General features: G+C 63.8%; 25 protein-coding genes and 2 pseudogenes. 23 read left to right on the forward strand and 4 right to left on the reverse strand.

Annotated elements, in window-relative coordinates:
• Positions 1-184 precede the first annotated feature (184 nt).
• Both QMK32_RS22595 and QMK32_RS22600 read left to right on the forward strand, forming a co-directional pair.
• A pseudogene (locus tag QMK32_RS22595) lies at positions 185-524 on the forward strand (PLD nuclease N-terminal domain-containing protein).
• A 287-nt stretch (positions 525-811) separates the two neighbouring features.
• Positions 812-1,336 carry a hypothetical protein gene (locus QMK32_RS22600; protein WP_283477642.1) on the forward strand — a complete coding sequence of 175 codons (525 nt, stop codon included), beginning with the start codon at positions 812-814 and terminating at the stop codon, positions 1,334-1,336.
• Positions 1,337-1,532: 196 nt separating this feature from the next.
• Here the strand turns inward: QMK32_RS22600 and QMK32_RS22605 are convergent, their stop codons facing one another.
• The 3 genes from QMK32_RS22605 to QMK32_RS22615 form a co-directional block, all read right to left on the reverse strand.
• Positions 1,533-2,222, reverse strand: coding sequence for a hypothetical protein (locus QMK32_RS22605; RefSeq protein WP_283477644.1), 690 nt, complete (start codon positions 2,220-2,222; stop codon positions 1,533-1,535).
• Positions 2,223-2,589: 367 nt separating this feature from the next.
• The gene (locus tag QMK32_RS22610; RefSeq protein WP_283477646.1) at positions 2,590-4,464 is read right to left on the reverse strand and encodes a hypothetical protein; all 1,875 of its coding nucleotides are present in this window, start codon (positions 4,462-4,464) and stop codon (positions 2,590-2,592) included.
• A gap of 611 nt (positions 4,465-5,075) precedes the next feature.
• On the reverse strand, positions 5,076-5,462 hold the full coding sequence (locus QMK32_RS22615; RefSeq protein WP_283477647.1) for a hypothetical protein: 387 nt from the start codon (positions 5,460-5,462) through the stop codon (positions 5,076-5,078).
• Between the two features lie 491 nt (positions 5,463-5,953).
• Between QMK32_RS22615 and QMK32_RS22620 the strand changes: the two are divergent.
• From QMK32_RS22620 to QMK32_RS22630, 3 genes and pseudogenes are all read left to right on the forward strand, one after another.
• Positions 5,954-6,154, forward strand: a pseudogene (locus QMK32_RS22620) (helix-turn-helix domain-containing protein); the annotation flags it as partial.
• A gap of 173 nt (positions 6,155-6,327) precedes the next feature.
• Entirely contained in the window at positions 6,328-7,767 is a 1,440-nt protein-coding gene (locus tag QMK32_RS22625; protein ID WP_283477648.1) for a cytochrome P450, read from the forward strand.
• Between the two features lie 137 nt (positions 7,768-7,904).
• Positions 7,905-8,903 (forward strand): GAF domain-containing protein, encoded by a 999-nt coding sequence (locus QMK32_RS22630; RefSeq protein ID WP_283477650.1) that lies wholly within the window; start codon positions 7,905-7,907, stop codon positions 8,901-8,903.
• A 245-nt stretch (positions 8,904-9,148) separates the two neighbouring features.
• On the opposite strand, the gene QMK32_RS22635 is transcribed toward QMK32_RS22630, so the two are convergent.
• Positions 9,149-9,607 carry a helix-turn-helix domain-containing protein gene (locus QMK32_RS22635; protein WP_283477651.1) on the reverse strand — a complete coding sequence of 153 codons (459 nt, stop codon included), beginning with the start codon at positions 9,605-9,607 and terminating at the stop codon, positions 9,149-9,151.
• A 565-nt stretch (positions 9,608-10,172) separates the two neighbouring features.
• Between QMK32_RS22635 and QMK32_RS22640 the strand changes: the two genes are divergently transcribed.
• The 18 genes from QMK32_RS22640 (at position 10,173) to QMK32_RS22725 (ending at position 25,984) form a co-directional block, all read left to right on the forward strand.
• Positions 10,173-10,433, forward strand: coding sequence for a hypothetical protein (locus QMK32_RS22640; protein WP_283477653.1), 261 nt, complete (start codon positions 10,173-10,175; stop codon positions 10,431-10,433).
• A 435-nt stretch (positions 10,434-10,868) separates the two neighbouring features.
• Positions 10,869-12,155, forward strand: coding sequence for a hypothetical protein (locus QMK32_RS22645; protein ID WP_283477655.1), 1,287 nt, complete (start codon positions 10,869-10,871; stop codon positions 12,153-12,155).
• An 89-nt stretch (positions 12,156-12,244) separates the two neighbouring features.
• On the forward strand, positions 12,245-13,147 hold the full coding sequence (locus QMK32_RS22650; protein ID WP_283477656.1) for a DUF8176 domain-containing protein: 903 nt from the start codon (positions 12,245-12,247) through the stop codon (positions 13,145-13,147).
• Between the two features lie 31 nt (positions 13,148-13,178).
• Positions 13,179-14,846, forward strand: coding sequence for a cutinase family protein (locus tag QMK32_RS22655; protein ID WP_283477657.1), 1,668 nt, complete (start codon positions 13,179-13,181; stop codon positions 14,844-14,846).
• A 32-nt stretch (positions 14,847-14,878) separates the two neighbouring features.
• Entirely contained in the window at positions 14,879-15,517 is a 639-nt protein-coding gene (locus QMK32_RS22660) for a DUF6668 family protein (protein WP_283477659.1), read from the forward strand.
• A 41-nt stretch (positions 15,518-15,558) separates the two neighbouring features.
• Entirely contained in the window at positions 15,559-15,858 is a 300-nt protein-coding gene (locus QMK32_RS22665; RefSeq protein WP_283477660.1) for a hypothetical protein, read from the forward strand.
• On the forward strand, positions 15,855-16,055 hold the full coding sequence (locus QMK32_RS22670) for a hypothetical protein (protein ID WP_283477662.1): 201 nt from the start codon (positions 15,855-15,857) through the stop codon (positions 16,053-16,055). Before QMK32_RS22665 ends, QMK32_RS22670 begins: the two co-directional genes overlap by 4 nt.
• Positions 16,056-16,089: 34 nt before the next feature.
• Complete coding sequence (locus tag QMK32_RS22675; RefSeq protein ID WP_283477664.1) at positions 16,090-16,356, forward strand: hypothetical protein; 267 nt, start codon at positions 16,090-16,092, stop codon at positions 16,354-16,356.
• A 54-nt stretch (positions 16,357-16,410) separates the two neighbouring features.
• Entirely contained in the window at positions 16,411-17,049 is a 639-nt protein-coding gene (locus tag QMK32_RS22680; protein WP_283477666.1) for a DUF8175 domain-containg protein, read from the forward strand.
• Positions 17,046-17,882, forward strand: a complete 837-nt coding sequence (locus tag QMK32_RS22685) for a DUF8175 domain-containg protein (RefSeq protein WP_283477668.1) — start codon at positions 17,046-17,048, stop codon at positions 17,880-17,882. Before QMK32_RS22680 ends, QMK32_RS22685 begins: the two co-directional genes overlap by 4 nt.
• Complete coding sequence (locus tag QMK32_RS22690) at positions 17,879-19,459, forward strand: hypothetical protein (protein ID WP_283477669.1); 1,581 nt, start codon at positions 17,879-17,881, stop codon at positions 19,457-19,459. The genes QMK32_RS22685 and QMK32_RS22690 overlap by 4 nt, the downstream gene beginning before the upstream one ends.
• Positions 19,456-19,716, forward strand: a complete 261-nt coding sequence (locus QMK32_RS22695; RefSeq protein ID WP_283477671.1) for a hypothetical protein — start codon at positions 19,456-19,458, stop codon at positions 19,714-19,716. The genes QMK32_RS22690 and QMK32_RS22695 overlap by 4 nt, the downstream gene beginning before the upstream one ends.
• Entirely contained in the window at positions 19,713-21,218 is a 1,506-nt protein-coding gene (locus QMK32_RS22700) for an SCO6880 family protein (protein WP_283477673.1), read from the forward strand. Before QMK32_RS22695 ends, QMK32_RS22700 begins: the two co-directional genes overlap by 4 nt.
• Before the next feature lie 70 nt (positions 21,219-21,288).
• Positions 21,289-23,124, forward strand: coding sequence for a putative type IV secretion/conjugal transfer ATPase (locus tag QMK32_RS22705; protein ID WP_283477675.1), 1,836 nt, complete (start codon positions 21,289-21,291; stop codon positions 23,122-23,124).
• Positions 23,124-23,447 carry a transposase gene (locus tag QMK32_RS22710; protein WP_283477676.1) on the forward strand — a complete coding sequence of 108 codons (324 nt, stop codon included), beginning with the start codon at positions 23,124-23,126 and terminating at the stop codon, positions 23,445-23,447. Before QMK32_RS22705 ends, QMK32_RS22710 begins: the two co-directional genes overlap by 1 nt.
• Positions 23,444-25,078 (forward strand): M23 family metallopeptidase, encoded by a 1,635-nt coding sequence (locus tag QMK32_RS22715; RefSeq protein ID WP_283477678.1) that lies wholly within the window; start codon positions 23,444-23,446, stop codon positions 25,076-25,078. The genes QMK32_RS22710 and QMK32_RS22715 overlap by 4 nt, the downstream gene beginning before the upstream one ends.
• A gap of 22 nt (positions 25,079-25,100) precedes the next feature.
• Positions 25,101-25,439, forward strand: a complete 339-nt coding sequence (locus tag QMK32_RS22720) for a hypothetical protein (protein WP_283477679.1) — start codon at positions 25,101-25,103, stop codon at positions 25,437-25,439.
• On the forward strand, positions 25,436-25,984 hold the full coding sequence (locus QMK32_RS22725) for a hypothetical protein (protein ID WP_283477681.1): 549 nt from the start codon (positions 25,436-25,438) through the stop codon (positions 25,982-25,984). Before QMK32_RS22720 ends, QMK32_RS22725 begins: the two co-directional genes overlap by 4 nt.
• The last annotated feature ends 29 nt before the right edge of the window (positions 25,985-26,013 follow it).

Consider the following 26,013-nt stretch of genomic DNA (forward strand, 5'->3'; position numbering starts at 1 on the left):
TTACCTCCTAAGCGACATTATCTACAGAATACGCCAGTGTCGCACTCGTCGCACGCGGTCGTTCGATCCGCGTATCGCTCCTCGTCCCTGGGGGATATGCTCATCCGGCCAACGAACCATATGGTCTCAAAACTACGAAAGGTCACCGATGCCCCATCTCGGGTTGCTGATCATGTTGTAGTAGGTGTTCTGCCTGATCGATGTGATCACCGCCGACGGCGGTGAGGTTCGATACCTATCGAAAATGGTGTGGCTGCTCCTGGTGGTATTCATTCCGTTGGCTGGATCGCTGGTGTGGCTGGTGGCGGGCCGACCTGTCGGCGGAGGCATCTGGGGCGGTTCCGGCAACAGCCGCGGGCTTCGGCGGCAGAATGCGTCGGCGTTCCCGGAGTACGAGACTCGCCCCCGGCCGTCACCTCGCGCAGAGCCCGGAGGCAGACGAGGAGTTCCTCCGTCGGTGCCGCGCACGGGCGGAGGAACAGCGACGGATCGAGCAGGCACGTCGACGCGCTTCCAAGGGCTGAATATCTCCGCGCAGGCTACAAACACCGGTACAGATCGGTTGCCGCTCGTCACCTCAGTTCGACGTTTTTCACGACCCTCCCAGTGGCGGTTGTCGATGCCGCCTGTTCTTCTTACGTTCGACGACCGCTCCTGCCCTGCCCCGGCACGCAATCGAGCTGACCGGTTCAACAGTTCAATGACTTGCTTCTCCCCCGTTCAGCTGCATTCGGTCCGAAAGATGCCTGCCAGTTCTTTTCGTTGCACACTAAACACTTCGACCATCGTTCACTCGACGAAAAGGATTGCCATGCGATCGATCAACCGGGTAGTACTTGGCGTATGTGTCTGCGCCCCAGCACTGTTGACTTTTCCTGCAACGGCATCGGCGGCCGAACCGACCGATGTGTCCTACGCCTTCGAGGTCGACGGATCGACGGTGACAAACACGATCACCAACAATTCCGACAACACCCTGACCTGCGCCACATCGCTGGCTCCGGCCCCGGACGGTGTCCTGCCTCCTGTCTGGGACGTGATCGGCAACGGGCAGACGCTGTACTCGACCGACGACGCCGGCCAGAGCGGAGTCAGCACACAATCGGTCCTCGACATACCCGCCGGAACGTACGTCGCGCTGGCTACGTGCGGCACCGAGAACATCGACCCGGCAACCGTGTGGATCTCCGACTACCCGGGCCTGACAGAGGTCCTGGCTACGCTGCCCTGGACCTCGTACACCGTGCAGCAGGCCTCTCCGATCGTCACCATCGAAAACCCCGCACCGGCGCTACCGGACCTCGGCTCCCTTCTGGGCAGTGGCAGCGCCCGCTGACGAAAACACCTTCACGTATTTGAGGTATCGCCACGGGGTGGTCGACGCCCGAGGGGAGACGGGCCCACCTCTTCCGTCGACCGAGCGCTCGTCGCATCTCGGTGCTTCCTGCTTCGAGTAGCTGCCGCGGCCCCGCCTGTCTCGAGAGCATCCGGCGAATAGTTATTCGACGGCAAGCTTTGGCGGTCTCACTCCCCTATGACATATGAGGCGGCAGCCGGTTGAAGATCACCGCACACCGGGACTGTGACCTGGCGTTTCTCGCTGCCGCGGTGAAGTCGATTTCGCGACGGCACCGCAGTTGACCGAGTCTACTCCCGCCGCGGTCATCGTCGATCTCACCGACATGCCCTCCCTGGCATGAGCGTGCTGGCCAAAGCCAGTCAAGCGCGTCGGCAAGTTCAGTCGTTTCCCCGTCGTCGCGGACGGGCCCGCCACCAGCAGGCCCCTGGTACTGAGGGGTCTCGATCAGACCTTCGCGATCTATACCGACATGGAGTCGGCGGTCACCGCCCTCGCATCGTGACGGGCTAGAAAATGACCAATTGGTCGGCGTCGACGCATCGACGCCGGGCGGTGGGGCGCTTCGCGGGAGATACACCGGACTCGGGTGGAGAAGGCATAACCGATGCGTCAATCCGATACCGGCACGGCTGGCGAGCACCGCGCGTACGTAGAGGCGCCGGGCGTGGTGTTGGCGACCGCTCTCGCTGTCGCGGCCGCGCCAGTGTCTATGCCACGCCGCGGTCCCCGCGTCGGGCACGGCGAGAGCACGGTCGGTGAGGCGGTCGAGCAGGATGTCGAGCCTTTCGGTGAGGGTATGGGCAAGCTCATCGAGGACGCGCTCCGAAACGCCCGCCACCTCTACCGATTCCCTTTCGCCCATGCACGCACACTAGACCGGACCTCCGACATTTCCGGGGAAGCCGAGCCTGGTGGCCGTCATCGGCGACGGGCAACGAGGATGTGGCCCGACGAATCAGCCGGTCGCGGGCACGGTCGCGGCGCTGTCTCGGTCAGCACGAGCGCGGCGGCGACAGCACGGACAACTTCGTGCGGCAAGGGCGGACCCAGCAAAGTTCGAATCCTCACGCTAAGTGATTATTCGGCGCACCACCGACACGTTCTGGACGTTCGTCCAGGGATGGACGGCGCCGCACGTCACGCCCGATTCCGCTCACGTGGTTCTGATCCACAGATCACTCCCCCGGATTACGCCAGGTGTGCCGCACCAGCACAACCAACGCGCAGCGCTAAAGCGGATCCGGTGGGCCGGTGCTCATGACCGCAGCGATGTATTCGGACTCGGGTGGATCCGATGGATGATCATCACCGATCGTGAACAATCCCTGGTCCGGTTCCGGCGGTGTCCGTGCTTCTTCACGGGCAGCGAGCCATTCGCGCCAGACGATACGTTCGGCGCGGTGCCGCACGATCCGGGCCCGCACCGCAGAGGTGAGGCCGTGTCGGCGCCCAATGTCGTCGAGATCGACCGGGCCGACGCTGATCTGGGTGTTATCGACGGTAAGCAGGCCGGCGATCCGTAGATCCAGCAGGGCTTCGTAACCGCTGGTGCGTCCGATGCCGACGGCGGTAAACAAAACCTCCGGGGTCATCGGCTCAGGGGCCGCGGTGACGGCGTCGTAGAGGATGCGGTGGCGCCATCCGATGACGCTCCAGGCAGGGTGCACCGATTCGATTCCCCCCGACTCGTACGGCACCTCAGAGGGCACCATAACGGTCCGTGCGTCCGGAGTCGACACCAGCGCGTACCGATCGGGGATCTGACCGACTCCTCGTTCGATCAGCAGCAATGGTGAACCTTCCATCTCCCGCAGCCGCTCCAGAATCGACCACACCGTCGATTCCGGGAGCATGCCCGCAGCGATCGACAACGACCGTCCACCTACACCGACAGTAGGCACTCCTTCCACGATTTGACCTGATACTGCGGCAGCCCATGCCAACCCCTGTAGGACGGCGTGGGCAGACCAGCGATCTCGTCGTCGAGAGAGTTCGTGGGTGACCCAGATTTGCGCGTGAGTTAGCCACGAACTAAGAGCCGGATCATAGGCCCCCCCTGTGTGCTTTTGCTTGTGCCCGGTATCCCGAACTGGATCGGGGAGGACGGTAGCGGCCCAGTCGAGGGCGCGAGCGGCGTCGCGAGCGATGGCGCGCGACGGTTCGCTGTAGCGGGCGTACGCGGCGCGCAGGCCGGCCCAATCGGGCACGGCGACGCGGGCCACGATCTCGGCCGTGGTGGCGCCAGCAAGGACGGCGTGGGTGATGACCGATTGGCGTGCTTCCGAACGAGAGGGCCACCGGCTGCTGTCCATGCGGCCGGTGTGAGCGAACTCGATCACGCAGCGCGGCGGCGGCGTGTTGCGGCAGAACCGCGGATGCAACCGTGCATCGTGACCGGCGCCGACGACGCGTTCGGTCACCGTTTCGGTTCGGATGTAGGCCTCGGTGGGTGTGGTGGGGGTGCGGCCGGTCCCCCCGAGCAGGGCTTCGAGCCTGGTCAGCATTCCGGCGTCGGAGCCGATGGTCAGGATGTCGAACGCTGCGGCGGGGTCGAGGTCGACGAGTTCGCGGTGGCCGCCTTCTTTGCACGACGAACCGGGAACGGTGATGCAGCCTGTGGAGGCGTTGGTCATCGGGGTGATGTCCAACGTGGGCAGTCGCACAGTAAGCAGGCGCAGTAACGGCCTGACCTCGTCGACGGAGATTGTCTTGCCCGGGGCCAGCGGTATCAGGACATGTCGGCCGCCACTGGTGGATTTGTCGACGACCGCGCGGCCTCCGCACTCGGTCACCCACGCCAGCACACGCCTCACGTCTGCGGCGACGGCGTCGTGACCATGGTGTTTGGTGTCGAAGTCCAAGGCGACGACACGGGCGCGGCCATGCAAGAACAGCGGTACCGCGGACGGCAGCGCGGGTCTTTTGACCGTCAACGGTCCCGCGGAACCGTACTTACGCGTGGTGGGGTCGTAGAGCCGCATCGACCGACGCGCAGCCAGAACGGGCGCGAAACGATGCCATAACCGGTCCGGTGTCGCGTCCGGGTCGACGACACGAACGTCAAATCTTGTACCTACTTCAGGGCACGATGTACCCTGAGACATGTCCGCCAAGACAGTCCCTTCGGGGAAGAGCACCACACACGAGTAGCGAGCTAGTCACTCGCTTCTCTGACTTCGAAAACCCTCGGCCCGCCGCCGGGGGTTTTTCGTCATTCGCAGTGCTGCATAGATTCAGTTGACGTATGACCCGAATGTCGGTTCAGGTCATATCTGCTACGCAGTCAGGGGCAGCACCCCCTGGTCATGCACCTGGTTTAGTTCGAGAGCAAGGTCCTCGCGATCGCTTGCGATCGCGAGGAGGTCGGCGACGAACTGACTTAGAGAACTCGCGCCAGCCGAATTCCGCTGTGCTTTGAGCGTGTCAATTAGCTCTGACGGGAGTCGGACAGTCAGCGACGTCCGGTCACCCTTACTGGGCATCGGCATGGCGCAGCCTCCTTCTGTCTAGATGTTCTATCCCCAACCTGGCCTTTATCCTGAACCAGATTCAGCTTCACGCCGAGCTGACACGCCGACAACAAGTCGGATATCTACGCACGATTAGCAGCCGGTCGCCCATCTGAATCGCGAACGTTAGATGCGTACGGGCTAGATATTGCTGGCCATGAGGTTGTTGACGGCGCCGAGTGCGTACGCCCGATCCGCTTGGCTGGTTAGCGCGTTGCCCGGCGACTGCCGGTGAAGATGGCCCCCGAGCTGATCACGAGTAACGGGAGCACGTAGATGGCGGCAATCGTGTAGCGGTGCTCCCGTGGCAGGAGGTCTCCGGCAGGAGATGCTGTGGCAGAGTTGCTGTGGCGAGCCAGAGGGCGGCGAGGGCGCTTCCGATGCTGGATCCCACGGTGCGGACGATCTGGTTGATCGACAGGACACGGGATGTCTCCTGCAGGGGGCACGCCGTCGAGTACGAGTCTGGGCATGATCGCGGATGCCCCGCCGACTCCAAAGCCGAGGATTGCCATCGACCCGAGGGTAATGAGTGAACCTGGGACGACGGTGAAGAGCGCTGCCGAGAGGGTCACGTGGGCGGCGTAGATCATGAAGGTCCTTCGTGCAGAGACCGTGAGTGGTCAGCCAGCCTGTCAGACGGCCAACGATGAAACCGAGCGCCGAGAACGGGATGAGTGCGGCTCCTGCACCCACTCCGTAGAGCCCGAATCCGTACCCGGCGTCAGGGGCGTCTAGACGTAGCGGGTGAGGAACGAGGACAGCAGGTACATGCCGATTCCCGCGGTGAGCATGGCCGCGGTCGCGCGGCGGGTACGATCGCCGGGCTTGAGGCCCCGCACGGGCGGTTTGGGGGTCGCCGTCTCGCACATCGCTTCGTCTCCGCGGTGATGTGCGCGAACAGCCCGGGGTTGATCCGGGTCCGAAGCCCCTCAGCCCATACCCATTAATGTCTTCGACATCCAGTGCCACCCCGGAGCTCAGCAGCATCCCAAACCCAAGGAATGACTTCACCGTGACCGGCTCAAGCCCGGTAGCCTGCGCGACCACCTCCCACAACGCAGCGATGCTTGCCCGCACCGTCATGACTCACCGCCACGCACCACTTACCCCGGAAGGGCGCATGCGTCTCGTCGAGCGCTGCCGCACGCGCCCGATCTCACACGTCGCAGCCGAAATGGGAATCTCCCGCGCGACCGCATCCAAATGAGTCGACCGGTTCCGGAGATACGGCAAAGTCGGCCTCAACGACCGCTCCTCTCCCCCGATCAGGGTGCCGACCGCATGCAACGGTCAGCAACACACCTGGGAACATAGTTGCAAACCGCTCCGGTGCTCGCAGCATCCGCGAGAAGCAACCGCAACGGTCGGGTAGGGCACACTGGTCGCTGACTGTGAGAAGGAAAACGAGTGCGTTTGTCCTCGCATAAACGCGGGGTCGGGGGGAGGACCTTAACCATGGCTACTACCGATCGAAGTGTTAAAGATTCGCCGATGCTGTCTCCGCTTCCACACCCATCTGGACGCCTCCCAATCTTGGGTGATGTGCTCAAGCTGAGCCCGTCTACGCCAGTTCAGGGCGAGATGCGAATGGCGCAAGATTTGGGATCAATCTTTGAGATCAAGATCATCGCGGACAGGCTCGTCGTGGTGGCCGGCGCTGACATCGCAGAGGAAATATTCGATGAGTCGCGGTTCGCGAAGGCGATAGTTTCACCACTTACCAAGGTCCGGCAGATCGCGAAGGATGGACTCTTCACCGCTTACAACTCGGAGCCGAACTGGGCCAAGGCGCACAATGTACTCGCGCCGGCATTCAGTAAGACTGCTATGCGTAGTTACCACGACACCATGGTCGAATGCGTCACCGATCTCGTGACGTACTGGGAACGATCTATCCAGGGGAAGCCCGGTGGCGCGGTCGGCGTGCCGGGGGACATGAACAAGCTCACCCTCGAAATTATCGGTCGCACTGGCTTTGGTTACGAGTTCAACAGCTTTGCCGCTGAGGCGACAGATCCGTTTGTCGCGTCAATGAGTCGGGCGCTCAGCCATGTTTCTTCCTCGGCCAACGACATTCCGATTCTTCGAGACATTTTGGGTTACAAAGGTATCCGGCAGTTTCCTAAAGATGTAGAACTATTGCAGTCCGTGGTCGACGATGTCATCACGGCCCGACGCCGGGGCGGGTCGCCCGAGCAAAATACAGATCTTTTACAGCGAATGCTGGACACTCCGGATCCCGCCACCGGCGAGCTACTCACCGACGAAAACATCCGGTACCAGGTCCTTACCTTTCTGGTGGCGGGACACGAGACAACAGCTGGTGTGCTGGCCTTTGCGCTGCACTACCTCTCGCTGGATAGTGACATCCTCACGAGAGCTCGCGCAGAAATTGACGAGGTGTGGCCCGATCGCAGCCAGGTAATTACCTTCGATCAGGTCGCCAAATTTCGATACATCCGACGCATCGTTGACGAGACCCTGCGTCTGTGGCCTTCTGGCCCAGCGTTCTTTCGGAAAGCGCGCGAAGACACTGTCGTGGCCGACAAATATCTTCTCAAGAAGGGACATCCGGTATTGGTTGTGCTTTTGGCGTTACACCGGGATCCAGCGGTGTGGGGCCGGGACTCGGAGCATTTTGATCCCGATAGGTTCTTGCCCTCCGCAGTCCGTGCACGTGCAGGCCATACGAACGCATACAAACCGTTCGGAACGGGGGCCAGAGCCTGCATCGGACGTCAGTTCGCGTTGCACGAAGCTGTCCTTGCTTTGGTAATGTTGATCGACAAGTTCGATTTCACCCCGGACCCCAGCTATAAGTTGAAAGTTAAAGAGTTACTTACCATTCGGCCTGACGGCCTCGAGTTGACTCTTACGCACCGCACTCGACTGTAAGCCCCACCGCGAGGCAGGTTAGGTCACTTGCGCCGCGTTGTATCGTGGCTCGGAGCAGTTGCGAAACGCAGGTCGCCCGTCGGGGGCGCCACCAGCTGCCTCATGTGCAGGGGGGTTCAACAGTGGGATCGTGGCATTTGATCGAGACTTTGATTCCGGATGTCTCAACAGTTGTTTCTACAGACGGCAAAGGCAAAGACTGGGGGAGCACCAAACGGCTACATCCGGACCGCGCCAACGACATTCGCATTGATCCGATCATTGCTGCCGTGCGCAATGATCTTGAAAGCCGTGATCTCACGCTTACATCGAAGAGGACGAAAGAGACAATTCGGATTGTCGCTATCCCAGTCGTAGGGCCTTTCAATGAAGCACACGGAATTCAACTCTGGTTCGGCAAGCCAACCGAAGACCCGGGCGAACCCAGACCCTGCTCAGGAGTTGCCTGGCTGACGTCCGACTTCATGATTCACCAGACACTCCAATCAAGCGAAATGTCTGGGGTCGATCCGAAGGAATGGGACCCGGTGGCCACTCCAGCGGAGTACATCCGCCGGTCAGTCCAATTCGACGATGAGCTCGAGTTCGTCAAGTTGGCGGTCGAACCAACGCCGGGCCAATCCATGAATACGCAGTTCTCGGTTCGACATGACACCGGCCGTGTCATGCAATGGCAGGTCGTACTGCGTACCTACCCAGACCCAGGCCAAGCTGGATGGAGAGTCCTGTTCCAAGATGTCTCCGACGTCTACCCTGCATCGAGTCCGACGCTCGCGCAGGTCGGACTCACAGAAGGACTGAAAGGAATCGGCTACCACGTAGCTCTCTTTCATGCTCAGAATGGAATGCTAGCCCTATGGATCTCGCCGGCCGCCGACTGGATCGAATGGCAGTTCACGCACCTTACGGGGCCGGTGATGGAGCCTTCCGACCTCGACGTGTTCCGCGAGGCGACGGCCCGACTCAAAGCCGGCTCGTCCGAAGAATTCGTTACTATCGGACTACGCACCCGTGAGCTTGAGTATGTCAAGTCGAGTCTGAGAATTTCTTCCTTCAAAAAGGACAATCACGACGTAGACGAAAATCTCGTTCTAGCCCAGATCTCCAGTGTAGAAGGGCAAGATCCCTTTGCGTGAGTGTCAGTAGACGCGCTTAGCGCACTCGCTTCGCAGCCGCAGCGCGCAACATCGCCCGGGCCTGCAATAACCCTGCATTCGCTCCAAGTTGACGAGCCTCGGCCTGCTGGGCCATAAGCTCCGTACGTATGAGGGCGCGTTCCGCGGCGTGAGCAACCTCTTGCTCACGCGGGACTGCCCCGTTTCAGAGAGATCGACGACCGAAAGCCAGCACTCGCAAAAGCGAGATAAAATTGCGAGAAGGATTATAGGGCTCGGGCGCGCCTGAGGCGGTTCTTCTCCGTTCTCGTCCAAGCATCCCTCACCACTTGAAGATCCATCTCGTACACGCCCGACATTAGCTCGGCGCGGGCTTCGTTCGCGCTTAATTTCTTCGCCCCCCGCTCGATGTCACTCAACACCGTCGGCGAGATGTCGAGCAAACCTGCGGCCTCTACCTGGGTCAATGACGATAGCGCCCGCAAATCGGCGAGTCGTAGCTGACTTTCCGGGATGGGCATGAGAGCACTGATCGATACATCCAACTCTTCTGCGATGTGTCGGAGTTTGTTGGCCGGCGGCGTAGATCTGCCAGTTTCCCATGTTGAGACCGCTTGTCGAGAGATGCCTAATCGGGCCGCCAAGTCGTCGGCTGAGAGTCCTGCTCGAATCCGCAACTCGCGCAGTCGGTCCGCGCGAAATCCGCGTACTCCGCTGCGCGCCATCTCATCAACTCCTGCACTCGCCTACACATCGCTGTCGCCTAATTCTGTCTCTTACTTCGACCATTTGAAGCCCTAGTCCCGATTACTGTTGCGTGATATTGTTGCGCACAGCCAATGCGACTGATTTTGGTGAAGAAAAGGGGGAGTTCAGTGTTCATGCGATTGCCAGACACGCGATACGTGACTTACACTGACCCCGCGCTTCCACCCGGAAGGTACCCCCGCGGCTTGTCCATCAGCCCGGATGCTTGCACAGAACTTGTGGCACACCTGCATCTAGATGTGCCACATGTCCGGGCGGGGGCCTGATGATTTTTCGATTGAATGACGTTGCGCGACGCAACGATCGACCGCGAACGCGGCTCCACATCAACATGACAAAGCACCCAAGGCGTTCCTTGGGTGCTTTGTCATGTCCAAAAACCCCAAGTGCGCTGCTGATTGGCGTCCGCGCGCGCACTCGGGGTCTTCACTGCACGGCCGAAATCGAGCCGAAGCATCGATCCGAACCGCTGGGCTCTCCGAGCCTTCGCGGGTTCTCACTCGCTATGCACCGGAGGTACTGATGACATCAGCTGTAATGCCCGATGCGTTACACCAACGCCGCAACTCATCGAACACGCGCTTGCCGGCGCCGGAACTCTGCACCTCACTGGCCTACGCAGGTCTCGGACTTTTGGTTGCATGCTCTCTCCGCTCCGGACACTCCGGTCCCTCGCACGTTGAGCACGACCCCGACACCGGCGAGGTTCTGACCGAGTGGGCGGCACATGCCACTAACTCAGGTGCGCCGACACCTCTAGTTGCGCACCCGATGGCCGCCTAGCTCTGAAACTTGATCACCGACTGCCAGGTTCGCCCCACTGGCGCGTGATCTTGACGGTAGAGGCGGTTGTGAGCGCCCACTTTCAACCGCTTCTACCGAACTTCCTGCCTCGGCCGTCACGTGCGGTCGTCAGCGCCCCTCTTAAACCTTTTCTGACAGAAAGGAATACAACCCGATGCCTTGGATTTTCTCGCAGCTCTGGTTTTTGCTCAGCCTCCTGGGTTGACATCGCGGTAGGTGGCGCTGCGATCCACGCAGTGCCACCTACCCATCCGAGGCATCACCGTCGTTTGCGCTGAGGGATCACCCGAAAGCTGACCCTCGTTTTCGGTCGGTTTCTCAGCGCAGACGGTGGTGGTTCCACCACCAAACACTTCTTCCCCAGAACCTGAATCTCGCTGGTAGCACAGCACATAACGAAAGGTTTCAACTCCAATGTCTTCACAGCAAGGAATCGGTGGCCGCCACCGCCGCCGCAGAGAGCGTGCAGCAGTGGTTACTGCCGTCCCGATCATCATCGCTTTGGCCTGGGGATCCGGTGTCGGACACGCAGCTCCGCAGGACTTCGTGACCGCACCCGACACTGCACAGTCCGGAACGACGGATACCACCCCCGTTGTCCCACCACCGGCACCGACACAGGAACGCCAGTTCCTACCCGGTTACCAGCCCTCACCGCGAGTGCAACAGTCCGAGTGGCGCAGCTACGACGACTACCAGTCCGGCAACCAGCAGTCCTCGTACCAGACCACCTACTACGAACAGACCCCCACGCCGCAGGCGACGCCGCAGACCGCACCCACCGAGGCACCACCGGCATTGCAGGCAGCTCCACCGCCCCCACCGCCGATTCCTACGGTGCAGCGCACTGTCATCGCGCCGATCGACGCACCCGACGGTTACATCCTCGCCGGTGGCCAGCTCGTGCCGTACGACCAGAACATGCTCGACCCAAACCTGGTCGAGCAGTTCAACAACACCGCGCAGGCTTTGCAGGCAGACGGCGGTAACTTCCTCGTCGACAACGGATTCGCCGATGCCCCGCAAGCCGACCGGATCGCGGCAGGCACCGCGACCGGCTTCATCGCCGGCGGCGCAACCGGTTTCTTAGCTTCCTTGCTCCCTGCCGCTGTGATCACCGGCACCGGGGGCGCAATCGGGGCCGGGTTGGGAATCGCGGCCACCACGGGCACAGGTGCCATTGTCTGGGGAGGGCCGTTGGGATGGATCTTCATCCCCGGCGCTGCCGCTCTCGCTGGTGCAGGAATCGGCGCAGCGCTCTCGGTTCCCATCGTCTTGGGCTTGACCGCCACAGGGGCCGGTATCGGAGCGCTCCTCGGCGGCACCCTCCTGGGCGGCGAGCAGCAGATCATCGAAGAGCCTGCACCACTTCCGGCACCGGAGAGCATCCCGCCCGCGCCGGTCGCGCCACTGACCCTCGATGCTCCCGGCATCCAAAGCGTCATCGACACCACTGTCGGCCAGGTCGAGGAGTACCTCAATCCCGCACCAGCCGAGTCCGATTGGGCAGTCAGTGAAGCCCAGACGTGGATCGAACCCGCCTACGAGGCAGTACAGGGCTTCACCACGACCGTGCTCGAACAGCCCGCGGTGGCAGAGACGGTCGCTGCTGTGAACGCGGCCGCTGCACCCGCTTTCGATCAGGGCACTGCGGCACTGAACAACGCCCTCGCAGGGGCCGGTCTGAACTTCGCGTTCTGACCTTCGGAGGTAGCTCGTTCACATCCTGAACGAGCTACCTCCACAACTCGACCCTCGTTCTCTACTTCTACTCTCGGAAAGGCCCTGTTGTGGCACCTCGAGACCCCGCTGCCGGCGTCGACAACGACGACCGAATCGGTGACTGGTTCACCGACACCGAAGTGACCGAATCACGCCCTGATGGAGCCCTTTCCGAGTGCCCGCCCGAACGTCGGTTGACGGTCCTGACCGATGAACCACAGGTCGAGACCGATTCGGACGACGACGACTGGTTCCACGGCGGCCAGGACAGCAGCGCTCCACACGACGGCGCAGAAAGTTCGGACCGTCACCACACCACCGGTGAGTACGAGTCTTTCGACGCACGTACCGCTGTGCTCCGAGACCAGCGCACCTACATCTCACCCACCCCGCCCGCGCAGTCGTGGTGGAGGCGTCACCGCGCAGCGGTAGCGGTCACCGCCGCGCTCACCGTTGTCATCGGCGGCGTCGCGGGAGCAGCTCTCGTGCTGACCGGCGTCGGCAGTGAACCACCATCACCCGCCGCGCTGCCTCTCGACGAAATCGTCACCACACCGGCAACACCCACCTCCACCACGCCCGCAGCAGCCGGGGCAGCAGCCGCCGATGTCACCTGGTGCGCAGGACAAGCCGACGGCGACCCGGTCACCGGCGACAGTGACGACCCCGGCGCGGTCGCGATCTGGCGATTCGAGAAGGCGTTCTACTTCGACCGCGACGGGGCCGCTGCACGCGCGGCCGGCGCACCCGATGCAGTGATGGCCTCGGCGCAACGCCTGCAACAGGGTATCGACCAGCTCGAACCCGCTATCGAGTTCTGCGTGCTCGCCGACCCGGTCGACGCCGGGATCTACAACGTCACCGTGCTCGAACGCGGACCCGGAATCGACGGCCGACTGAGCCGTCAACGGATCACCACCACCGCAGCAGCAGACGGCCAGACCCTCATTGCCGCGATCGTCCCCCGCTGACCAGGCACACCCACCAGAGAAGAGAGAAGCTGTGCACACAACTATCGACCAGGCCCGCCGCCTCACCCCGCGCCTGCTTGCTGCCACCGCAGCGCTGACCATCGTGGTCTCCGCGAGCGGTGTCGCAGCCGCGCAGCCGACCACAACCACACCTGCACGTGCTGACGGTGGTGACTGCTCGGTACTGCATCTCGTCGTCGTGCCCGGCACCACCGAAATCGACGAGAACTCCTCCCCAGATACCGATTCCGGCTTCTTCTCCCGCGTGACAGTCCCGGCGATGCGTGATGCGAACTCCGGCGACAGCCCTGCTCTGAGCCGCAGTTACGTGCCGTACCCGGCCAGCTTCGGGGGCAAGCCCGGTGACCGTTCGACCGTCCCGTACGCCCAGTCGGTCGACATCGGGGTCGAGAACACCCAGAACATGATCTCCGATATCGCCGCCCGCTGCCCCGGCACGAAGTTCTTCGTCTCCGGATATTCCCAAGGCGGCGAAGCAGCATCACAGGTCCTGCGCTCCATCGGCGCCGGGGACGGTCCGATTCCCGCCGAGGAGCTAGCAGGGGGAGCCTTGTTCTCCGATCCCACCCGCGCCGAAGGCGAAGACATCATCGCCAGCGGCGCGTCTGCACCTGCACCGGCACCGGGAACCGACGGCGCGGCCGTGGATACCGTCACCCTCGCTCCGGCCGTCGCCGCAGCTGCCCCCGCCGGGGGCGGTATCGCGCCGACACCGAAGATCAGCGGCTTCGGCGCAGTGTCGGACCGTGTCGCCTCCTACTGCACCGCAGGCGATCTCGCGTGCGATACCCCCGCCAACGCCCCCGCCGCCAAGCTCGTCGCCTCCATCGCCGGTCAGTCCTCGATGGACACCCGCGACCCCGTCCGAATCCTCACCGACGTCTCGACCGCAGTCGGGCGCACCGCCCTGATGACCGGAGCATCGGTAGTCAACGACAACATCGAATTCGACGACGCCGCTGGACGGTTCGAGGTCAACTCCGCACCCGAAACGGTGCTCTCGAAGATGGCGAAATACTCCGACCCGTCCGCTACCTCGACCGAGGAGATGATCGACGAAGCGGTCGGTGCGGTCACCAAGATCGCCGGCATGGCCATCGGTGCTGCGATCACAGTCGCCAAAGACGTCATCACCCCCGAGACAATCGGCCAGCTCGCCACCGTCGGACTGACCAACCCGCCGGCAGCACTCGGCCTACTCGCCGCCAAGGTCGCGACGTCGGCAGTCAAGCTCGTACCCCCAGCCACCATCGACTCCGCCGTCGACGTCGCCTTCAAAGAAGTATCGAACACCATCGACGAAAACGCCGGCCTCGCCCAGCTCGTCACCGACACCTCGTACTGGAACACCGCCACCAAACACAGCTCCTACGACAGTGTCCCGGTCGGATCCAAAGGTGAAACCCCCGTCGAGCTGACAGTCCGGTGGATCGTGGCCCTCGCCGCCGACCTCACCGGTGATCAGAGCCTCGCCGACAAAGTCGGCGCAGTGATCACACAGGGCGCGGCACTGTTCGCCACCACTGACACCGTCCGCAGCGCCGGGAGCATCCTCACCGCCCACGCCACCATCGGAAACACCGCCGCCACCTCGACAAGCACAGCAGCAACCGCCACCTCTACGAGCGTGGCCACCACCGCAGCACCTACCACCGCCTCGCCGACCACCACTCGGTGACCGAGACCGCCGGAGAAGGAGGTGCGCCCGAGATGGCCGCACAACCAGCAGAGCGCCGTGACTACTACCGACAGGGTGAACCGTCGATCACACCGGCAGGGTTGCGGGTACCCCCGCCTGCCCGGCGGGCACCGATCCACGACGAGCCCGTCTCGGTCCACGGACGCCCGCCCGTGATGTGGCTTCTGGCCGCCCATGGGCGCTCCGGCGCAGGCACACTCGCCCAGATCTGGGCACCGGCAGGCGATGCCCGACGCGGCTGGCCCGCCGCCGACCGGCACCGAGGCGTCGCAGTCGTCTGCCGCACCGACCGCGACGGCCTCGACGCCGCCCACGACCTCCTCCTGCAAGCAGCCGCCGGCCTGACCGGCGGTTGCACCCTCCTGGGCCTGGTGCTGGTCCCCGACGCCCCCGGCCCACTCCCGAAGACACTGCGCAGACGCGCCGACGTGGTGGCCTCCGCCGCCCCATCGGTATGGCGCATCCCCTACATCCCCGACCTACGCACCCACGCCCAAAGCGAGCTCGCGGTGTGGTCACCGAAAGAACCCGACCCGCTCCCACCTACGCGGATGCGCGCACTCACCCCCTCGACCACAGCACCACACCCCGAACTTGCCGCGATCGGGCGGGACATATTCACCGCCGCCCGTATCGCGGCAGGCCGCTGACCCCCGCACCCCTCTCACCAGGACAGAAGGAGAACACCACCATGATCACCACTCTCACCGCGGCGACGACCACGTTCCTCGCGCAGAACATCGGCGACGTCACCCCCAAGCCACCAGACGGGCCCACCGGTCAGAAGATCCTCGAACTGCTCTCGTGGCTGATGTGGGGCTGCATCATCGCCGCCGTCGCCGGAATCATGATCTGCGGCGCGATGCTCGCCTTCGAGAAGATCACCGGCGGAGGCCAAGGCGGCAACGCCACCGGAAAACTCGTCGGCGGCCTATTCGGGTCCATCGTCATCGGTGGTGCCGCCGGCCTGGTCAACATGCTCGTCCTATGACCAGACTGACCATGGCCATCCTGAGCTGGACTCTGTGGGGTCTGCTCTTTGCCTCGATCGTCGGCATCACGGCCGGCGGCGCAATGCTGGCCTGGGACAAGGGCACCTGCCGCACAGGTCACCGCGAACTGGTGCTGCTGTTGATCTCCGGTGTCGTCGGTAGTACCGCCGGTTTCCTCAACCTGGTGATCGTATGAACGACACTGCCGCTCCCGCTGAAGGAGTCAGTTCATGACAATCATGTTGGCGCAACCACCCACCTCACCGGTCGAGTGGCCCGCCGAGGTCTGGCAACCGATCATGACCGGGCTGTCGTGGCTGCTCTGGTTCGCGATCATCACCTGCATCGCGGCGCTGATGGTTTGCGGGGCGACGTTCGTCAACCAGCGCAAATCCACCGGCAAACAGATCGTCGAGGACGCCACCCTGGCCCGGATCCTGATCTGCGCCGCGATCATCGGCTCCGCATCCGGAATCGCTCAAGCCGTTCTCGTCTGAGTACCTGAACCCACTGCACCCGTTCTTCATTCGACCCGAAAGGCATTTCTCCTGATGACCACCTCGCGCACACTCCGGATCGCCGCGACAGCGGCGACCGTCTTCGTACTCGCTGCGTGCGGATCCGGTACCGACGACGCACCGGCCACCGCCACAGATCCGGCACCGGATCTTCGGTCCGCTCCGGCCGAGCTGACCTGGCGTCAAATCAACGGCGTCTCGGTACCGACATCACGGATCGATGGCCCTCGCACCGGCACGTCGGTCAACCGCAGCGGATACACCCAGACACCACAGGGCGCTGTGCTGGCCGCGATCAACGGTCAGACCGCCCTCGCCGTCGCCGACGACCGGACATGGCCGGAGGTGGTCAACACCGTCACCGCGCCCGGACCTGGCCGCGACGAGTTCGCAGCCGCACGCGCGGGGGTCACCGTCTCCGGATCCGTCCCGGCCGGCGCGGCACCGACATTCGCCGGTTTCGAGATCACCGACTATCAGGCCGACCCGCTGACGGCGGCGGTGTCGGTGGCACAAACAATCGGCGACAACAACCAGCTCTACTCGTATCCCGTTGCATTGCAGTGGATCAGCGAGGACTGGCGGATCGTGCTTCCGACCGCCGAAGAGAACATCGACGCAGTCGAGCTCGGCTCCCTCGACGGTTACACCACCTTGGAGCAGAACTCATGAGCCGCCGCCTGCGCAACACCCTGATCACCGTCGCGGCCCTCGTCGTGGTCGCTGTGGTCGGCGCGATTGCGTTCATCATCCCCAACATGAACGACGACGACACCCCCCAGATCGCAGCCACTCCGCCGCCGACGACAGCGCCTCCGACGCCAGGGGACTCCGGCCTCGGCACAGGGGCCGAAGGATTCGGTATCCCCGATGCAGACCTGTCCGGACGCACCGTCATGGTCCCGAACAACCCCGCCGGATCACCGCTCCCGCAAAACGCCCCGACCGGACCACGCACCGAATGCAGCAGCGACGGCCGCCCAGTGACCTCACCGGAGTCGATGATGATCCAACGCAACTTCGGTGTCTCGACGCTGTACTCCGAAACCGATGGGCCTTCCTACCTCGACGGTCTCGTCCTCGCCGGATACACCCGCACCCCTCAAGGCGCGGCCCTGGCCGCCGCGAACTTCCTACCCCGCGGACTGGCAGGCGGCGAAGTCGCCATCGAGGCGAGCGACAAGCTCCTTCTCAACGGTGACCAGGTTGTCGATCTGGAGGCACGAGCGGTAGAGGAATCGAAAGCAGTCAACACCGAAACCGTGGCCTTGCGTGCACCGATGGCATTCAAAATCCTTTCGTGCACCGACAGTTTCGCTGTTGTCGAGCTCGCGTCGATTCGCGATGTCGACGACACCGGCAAGCGTATGCAGTCACCGGTCTACTTCGGTTTACGTCTGAACATGGTTTGGGACGGTGGAACCTGGAAAGTGCGTGAGAACACCGGCCCTGCACAGTTCGGCCCCTACAACTCTCTCGACGGCTTCACTCGGTGGGCACTGTGACCCGCACAGCGGCCCTGGCCGCCCGCACCCTGGTGATCTTGTTCCTGTCCCTGATCGCGGTCGTCGGGGCCAGCGGACTCGCCCACGCCCAAGACCCGACACCTGCTCCTGTGCCGAATTTGACCGAGCAGATCAACCCCGGTGCCGACGGCAACGACTTCCAGAAACAACGCCGCGACTGCCTGGCCGACGGCTCCGACGTGATCGAAGACGGCGGGATCGCAGACAAGTTCCTGGACGCGATCGGTGGTAGAGGGGCAGCAGATCAATTCTTCTGCCTGGATTCGGCGGTCTACGATCACCCCGGCGACGCATTCTCCACCGCCGTCTCCTCGGCAACATCAGCGTTCTGGGGCGACCCTATCGGCGACTTCACAAAATCGGTGATGGAAGGCAACACCCAAGCGTTCCGGTCTGTGATGACGTTCTGGATGTCCTCCGGAATCCCCGGTCTGGCCGCCGAAAACGCCATGTCCGGGCTCCGCAACATCATCTCCGGATTCACATTGGTGGCGTTGTTCGCCTCGATCGTCATCGCGATGACCAAGCTCGCCCTCGCCCGCAAACAAGCCGTGATGGAAGGGGCCACCGAGACCGCGAACATGCTGGTTCGCACCGTCATCACCGTTTCACTGTTGCCGATCCTGGTGCTGATGTTCCATCAGGGCGGGGACATCGCCTCGTCGTATGCGCTGGAGAAGTTCGTCGGGGGCAACCTCGACGAGAAGATCACCGCCATCACCGCCTTCGACGACAAGACTGGTCTGGGCCCGATCCTCGCGCTTGCGTGCGCCGGGTTCGCCTTCCTCGGCTCCGTCGCCCAGTTGATCGCACTGCTGATCCGTGAGGCGGTGCTGTGTGTCGTCGTGGCCGTGATTCCGATCGCCGCTGCGGCGTCGGCTACCGGGACCGGCCGATCCTCCTACAAGTCGATGATTGCCTTCACCCTCGGCGCGTTGTTGTTCAAGCCGGTTGCGACGCTGCTGTATCTGTTCGCGTTCTGGGCGGCCTCGGCGTCGAGCTCGGATCAGATCGCGACGGTCATCATCGGCTCCGTCCTCTTGGCCATCATTGGGTTCGCTCTGCCGACCTTGATCAAAATCGTCGCTCCCGCAGCAGAATCCATCTCTGCCGGTGGCCGCGAAGTCGGAATGCTCGGCGCGGCAGGTGGCGCGGTGATGGGCAGCGGCGGTGCCGCTGCCTCGCGTGCTCTCGGTGCGGTCGCGAACACCGTCGCCGGATCCGCGGGCGGCGCAGGTGGAAGCAGCGGAGGCACTGGCGCTGCTGGTTCCGGCGCACGTCCCGCCACCGGACTGCAAGGCCGCTACACCGGCGGATCGGGAAGCAGCAACACCTCGCACGCCGGCGCATCATCCGGGCCGATGGGCGCAGCCCGGCGGGTCGGGTCCGCCACTGCATCGGCAGGACGTACCGGTACCTCAGTAGCAATGCGCGGCGCAGCGGGCGCACTCAAAGCCGCCGGCAACGCCGGCCGCACCGCCGGCTCGGTCTCGAGCACCCTCGGCTCAGCCGCTGAAGGCGCAGTCGGCAACTACCACGGACGGATTCAACGATGACTCGAACAATTTCTCGGCCGGTGATCGGCGGATATTTCGCCGTATCACTTCTGGCGTGCTTGGGCTTCGGATTGCTCGGCGTTGTGGCGGTGGGCGCGACAGTGCTGGTTTCCCTGATGGTGCTCGCCGTAGCCGTGCGGGTCGAGGCACCCGGTGCAGCGGCTATTTGCACGAGGGTACTCGAGCTGGCGCAATGGCAGCCCAACCAGGCGGCCGTCGCGAAGGCAACGCAGATGAGCGCCGGTGACGAACGATGAGCACTCAACTCGAGGCCCCGTACGAACCGCCGATCTACTCCGCCGGTAACCGACCTCAGTCGACGTTCGCGTTCGGTCTGCCGACCAAGGTGATCGGCTACGGGGCGGGATTCTTCGCAATCTCCTTCGCCGTCCTGATCTTCGTGCACGTCGTAGCCGGCCTGGCACTGATGGGCATCGGCGCACTCGTTCTCACCCCTCTGGTGTTCGCGCCGAACGGCCGAACCCTCTACGAGACAGGACAATTAGCTATGCAATGGCAGTTCCGTAAGCACATCGAAAAGTCCACCGAATACCACGCCGGACCGAACTCGAGGATCCCCGGCGGTCGCTACCGGCTTCCCGGCATCCTCTCTCGCACCAATCTCTACGTGGGAATCGACCGGCACGGCAACGAATTCGGCATGATCCACAACCCCGATGATCACCGCTACACCGTCGTCTTCGATGCCCTCCCCGGCGGTGACGAAGCGATCATCCAACGCGACAAGGACCTCTACACCGCCGACTGGGGCGTCTACCTGGCCGATCTCGGCCTGCCCGGTGACATCGTCGGCGCGGTAGTGGTAGTGGAGAACATCCCGGCCACGGGCCTGCGGTTGGCCCGTCGCGCCCGCCAAGAACTCGTTCACTCCGCACCCCCCATGGCGGCTGAGTTCGTTCGCCAGTCCGCCGTCCGGATGCCCTCGGGTCGACACCGCACCCTTGCCAGGCTCGCGATCACCTTCAGAGCCACCACCAAGGAGCGGCAGAAAGATCCGGAAGAGATGGCCACCGAACTCGCTCGGCGCCTACCGGACCTGTACGAATCACTGAGCGGAGCCGGGATCGACGCCCAACCGATGACTGCCGCCGAGATCACCGCAGCAGTGCACCGCAGTTACAACCCCTCGACCGAGAACGACTTCGAAGAACTCGACATCTCCGGTGAAGACCACGGCGTCGACTGGGAAGACGCCGGCCCGGGCCGCGCCAAGACCGAATGGGGTCATTACCGCCACGACGGCGGCGTCTCGGTGGTCTGGGAAATGGCTGCGCCACCGGAATCGGTGTTCACCGACACCGTCCTCAAACCGCTCCTGCAACCGCACGACGACCTGCCGCGCAAACGCCTGACCCTCATCTACCGCCCCTACTCGGCCGGGGACGCAGCGAAGAAGGTCGACAAGCAACACCGAGACGCCCTGCACGCCATCAATTCCCGCGGCAACAAGATCACCTCCGCAGGGTCGGAGAAGCGCCACGAGATCGCCGAACAGGCACGACGAGAAATGGTCTCCGGAGCCGGATACGAGCGCTACTCCGCTTTACTGACGATCACCGTCGGCTCGGTGGAGGAAATCGCAAACGCGGCCGCAGTGACCGAATCCCTCGCGGCGCGTTCCCGCCTGCGGTTGCGGCGCGCGTTCGCTTTCCAAGATGCTGCGTTCGCCGCCGGTCTCGGCGTCGGAGTGCTCCTCCCCGACCAGATCTCCACCTCGATCCTGGTCCGGCGCAGCTAGACCACCCCATCTTCAAACCCCAACTCCTGCCCCCACATTCCAGCTCACTGCGAAGAGAGAGAGACGCTCGATGACCCTCACCGACGATCGCCCCGAACTGGGCTACGACGATCCCTACTTGTTCGAGACCGCCGCAGTGCAGCCGTCGGCGTTCGTGCGATGGATCATCGGCGACACCGACTACGCAGACCTCGCCGCCCGCATCGCCAACGGTGACGCCGACGAGCCCTACCCGTACTCCCGCCGCGGTCTGGGCCTCATGCGGTGGCGCAACGATCACCCCCACACCCTCCGGGCCGTCACCGAGGCAGCCGGGGACCCATGGTGGCGCGAAGCGCTGAGCAGCAGCGCCCGCGGCCTCAAAGGTGCAGGCGGTGGCCGCATGTCGACCGTGCCGGCACCGATCGAATACGAAGCCACTTCGGTGCAGATGTGTGGGCTGAACCCCTGGGCCATCGGTGCGGCGGCACCCTCGGCCGGAACCATCGTCGGCCAACACGCCGTCACCGACGATGCGGTCTCGTGCGATCCGTTCGCCTACTTCCGCGACAACCACATCGCCAACCCCAGCATGTTCGTGCTCTCACTACCCGGTCTCGGCAAGTCGACGCTGATCCGCAAAATCCTCATAGGTGCGTGCGGATGGGGCCAGACCCCGATCATCGCCGGCGACATCAAAGGCGAATACATCAAGCTCACACGTCTGATGGGCGGGCAGATCATCACCCTCGGACACGGCGGTGGCCACCTCAACCCCCTCGCCGGCGGGGCACTCGGACAAGCCGTCGTTCGCGCAATCGCCGCCCGCAACATCGAAACCGACCCCGACCGCATCGTCGAGCTCGACGAGCTGATCGCCACAGCCAAAATCAGCATCCGCACCCGCCAAATCAACGCCGTCTGCGCCCTGGTCGAGCTGATCCGCTACGACACCCACTCGGTGAAAGCCTTCGAGAACTCCCTGATCGGCATCGCACTGCGCGAGCTCTACTCCGAGGCCGGCGGGTTTTCCTACGAGAACCCGCCGCTGCTCAAGGATCTCTACAACCGCATCGACACAGGATCCCCGGCCATGTGGCAAGCGGCCTACAAGACCGAGAGCAAGGGCTACCGCGAGGCCATCACCGAACTCATGCAAGCCCTCGGCGCATTGACCTCCGGCCCCCTCGGAGACATCTTCGCCGACCACACCACGCAGCCGATCGACCTCGACGCCCCGATGATCTGCATCGACGTCTCGAGCCTCGACCGAGGAGATACCACCCTCAAAGCCGCCGTGATGCTCTCCTGCTGGGCCGATGCCTACGGCACCGTCGAAGCCGCACACCTGCTCGCCGACGCGGGCCTGGACCGCCAGCGCCTGTTCCTGATGGCCCTCGACGAGCTGTGGCAGGTCATCGGCGCAGGACCGGGCATGGTCGCCCGCGTCAACGAAATCACCCGCCTCAACCGAACCGACGCCACCGGCCTGCTGATGATTACTCACACCGGCCGTGACCTGGAAACCTTGCCCACCGAAGCCGACATCAAGACCGCGAAAGGATTCATCGACCGCGCCGGCATGGTCGTGTGCGGGGGCCTGCCGATCGGCGAGGTCGAACGCCTGTCCGGGGAGCTGAAGTTCACCGCCGCCGAAGCCGACATGGTCACCTCCTGGTCACGCGGGGCAGCACTGCGCGGATCCGAACGCCGCACCGCTCGCGCCCCTGTTGGACGCGGACATTTCCTCATCAAGGTCGCCAAAGACAACACACCCGGCATCCCGATCCGAACCGTGCTCACCGACGTCGAAATCGAGACCGGCGTCCACGACACCAATGCCCGCTTCGCCGAATACTTCTCCGGCCGTAACGTCGAATCCCCCGCCCTCGACGATGATGCCTCCCAGATGGCGGGTGCGTACTGATGCGCGCCGGATACACCCCCCAGACCCGCGGCTGGGCGCTCGAGGAATACAAGAAGTCCCGGCCCAACTACGGCTCCCGCGCCGAATGCGTTGCAGCACTCGCCGTAGCGATCGGAGCCCACGAGAACACCGTGGCCCGATGGATCAAGCTCGAATACGGTCCACCCCGGTTACCCGCCGCCGATGAGACGGTCGTGCGGATGCGGGCAGTGGAAGCCGAGAACGAACGCCTGCGCAACGAAAACCTCACGCTCACAGCACGGCTCGCCGCATATGTACCGCGCTCGATCGCCGGCGAGTCGCTCGGAGCGGCAGCGCTGTGAAAAAAGGCGGCGCGATAACCCTCACCGTCGTACTCGCGTTGTCACTGTTCGTGATCCTGTTCATCACCACCGGAGTCCGCGACGACGCCGCCGAGTGCCTGCCCTCCGGCGGCGGGGGCTCGTCCACGGCGGCGGGAGGGGTGCCTGCCGGATCGTTCGCGAAGCCGACGAAGACCACCGAATCGACCCTCTCGAGCCCGTTCGGTGAGCGAGAAGGCACCATGCACAACGGCATGGACCTCGCCGCCCCCGTCGGCACACCCATCTACGCCTACGCCGACGGCATCGTCACCCAGGCCGGACCCGCGACCGGGTTCGGGCAGTGGATCGTCATCGAGCACAACATCGCCGGCCAGATCGTCTCCACCGTTTACGGCCACATGTTCCCCGACGGGGTCCTGGTCAAGGCCGGAGACCACGTCACTGCCGGTCAACACATCGCCGGCGTCGGCAACAACGGACAATCGAGCGGGGCGCACCTGCACTTCGAATACCACACCGGACCATGGTCTTCCAGCAACGCGATAGACCCGACACCGTTCTACGACGCCGCCGCCGACCCCGGCACCGGGCAGAGCGGCCAGAGCCCACTCCCAGCACCCTCCACCAGCCCGCCGCCCGCACCGTCACCTGCCGGCGGAACCGCAGAGATGGCGGCCCTGCCTGGATCCGTCGGCTCCGAAGACCACTGGCAGGTCGACACCGTCCGCGTCGCCCGCGCCGTGCACGCCAAGTTCCCGCAAATCTCACGTATCGGCGGCTGGCGGCCGGGCGGCGGCGGGTACGACGATCACCCGTCCGGACGCGCTGCGGACATCATGATCGAGAACTGGTCCTCCGAAGAGGGTAAAACACTCGGTGACCAGGTCAAGGACTACCTATGGGCGAACCGCGACTACTTGCAGATCGAGTACATGATCTGGCGTCAGCAGTACATTCCCTCGACCGGTGAGTCGAACACGATGGAGGACAGGGGATCTCCTACCGCGAACCATTTCGATCATGTCCATGTCACCACCATCGGCCACGGAATGCCGACACCAGGGCAGACCTACGGACCCATCCCCGGCGGTACCGGATCGGCACCGAAAGCGGCAGGAAACTGCACCACCGCCCCCGGCGCTGGGCTCGGTGACCGGGCCGACCTGGCGGCCGGCCAGATCCCGCCTGAATTCCAGCCGTGGCTCACGCGGTCGGCCGCACAATGCCGCGAGGTGTCCCCCGCGATTCTCGCCGCGCAGCTCAAACAAGAAGCCGGTTTCACACCCGGCCTGACCAGCCCCGCAGGGGCCAAAGGGTACGGACAGTTCATGCCCGAAACCTGGGCCGCATACGGATTCCCCGTCGATGACAACGGAACCGTCACCGGCCCAGCAGGAGCAGGCGACCCGAACGACATCGGTGACGCCGTGATGGCACAAGGGCGCTACAACTGCTCCGTCGCGGACACCCTGCGGCCCGGTATCGAATCCGGCTCCATCACCGGCGATCCCGTCGAACTGATGCTCGCCGGATACAACGCAGGCCCCGGTGCCGTGCAGCAGTTCGGCGGTATCCCGCCCTACCCCGAAACCCAGAACTACGTCACCACCATCACCGCTAACGCCTCGAACTACGACCTCGCCCGATAGCCGCACCCACCAGGAGACCCCGATGACAACACCTCACTGCGCCGACGATCAACCGACACCGCCGCAACTGTTCGATGCCCGCGGATGGCTTCTGGACTGCGGTTTCAGCGACGAACTGATCGACGATCTCAACGACAGCGCGATCGTGCGCTTCGTGGACCGCGAATACGAGGGAGGATGGGCGGCGTTCCTGCTCGATAGCACCGGCCGTCTCGTCGAGCGACAGATCGTCTCCAAGCGCCCCTCTGCCACTACCGATGCAGTGGCACAGTGGACGTTCATGCTTGCCAAAGCGCACACTCTCGGGGTGTTTTCCCCTGACGCGGCCGCCCTTGCTTCGAGCAGCGGGGCCGGGCTGTGACCCGCCGGACACTGGCCGTTCTGATCGCGCTCGGCCTTCTCGCGACCGCTGGCATCGCGAGCATCGTCGTGCTGATCCTCGGCGGCACCAGCGCACCAGACCAGCCGGGCACCGATGCGGGATACGCCATGTCCCCGATCGGTACCGAACCCGCCGACGTCGCTGTAGCGGTGATGTCAGGGGTGTTCACCTGGCAACCCGCTATCCAAGACTCCTCATGGGAAGCACTCCACAACCAGCAGGACCAGCTCAGCGGCGCGATGGCCACCGCCGCAGCGCAGCCACCGACACCTGCACCTCGGCCCCTTCCTGAATGGGCAGCCTGGGCGCGCAGCCGGGACACCATCACCGCGATCGTGCAACCGGACGGCGACCCAGTAGTCGACGGAGACACCGCCACCGTGCCCGTCACGATCAGTCAAACAGTGCAGCACACCGACGGCTCCGTGACGCCGTTTACCACCTACACCGCCAGCGTGACACTCGAAACTGATTCCGGTGCTTGGACAGTAGCGAACTATTCTCTTCAGAACAGCGACCGGTAGATCGCGGTCGAGCATGAGATTCCCGAGCA

This window comes from Rhodococcus sp. H29-C3, from assembly GCF_030063405.1.
Classification (GTDB): Bacteria; Actinomycetota; Actinomycetes; order Mycobacteriales; family Mycobacteriaceae; genus Rhodococcoides.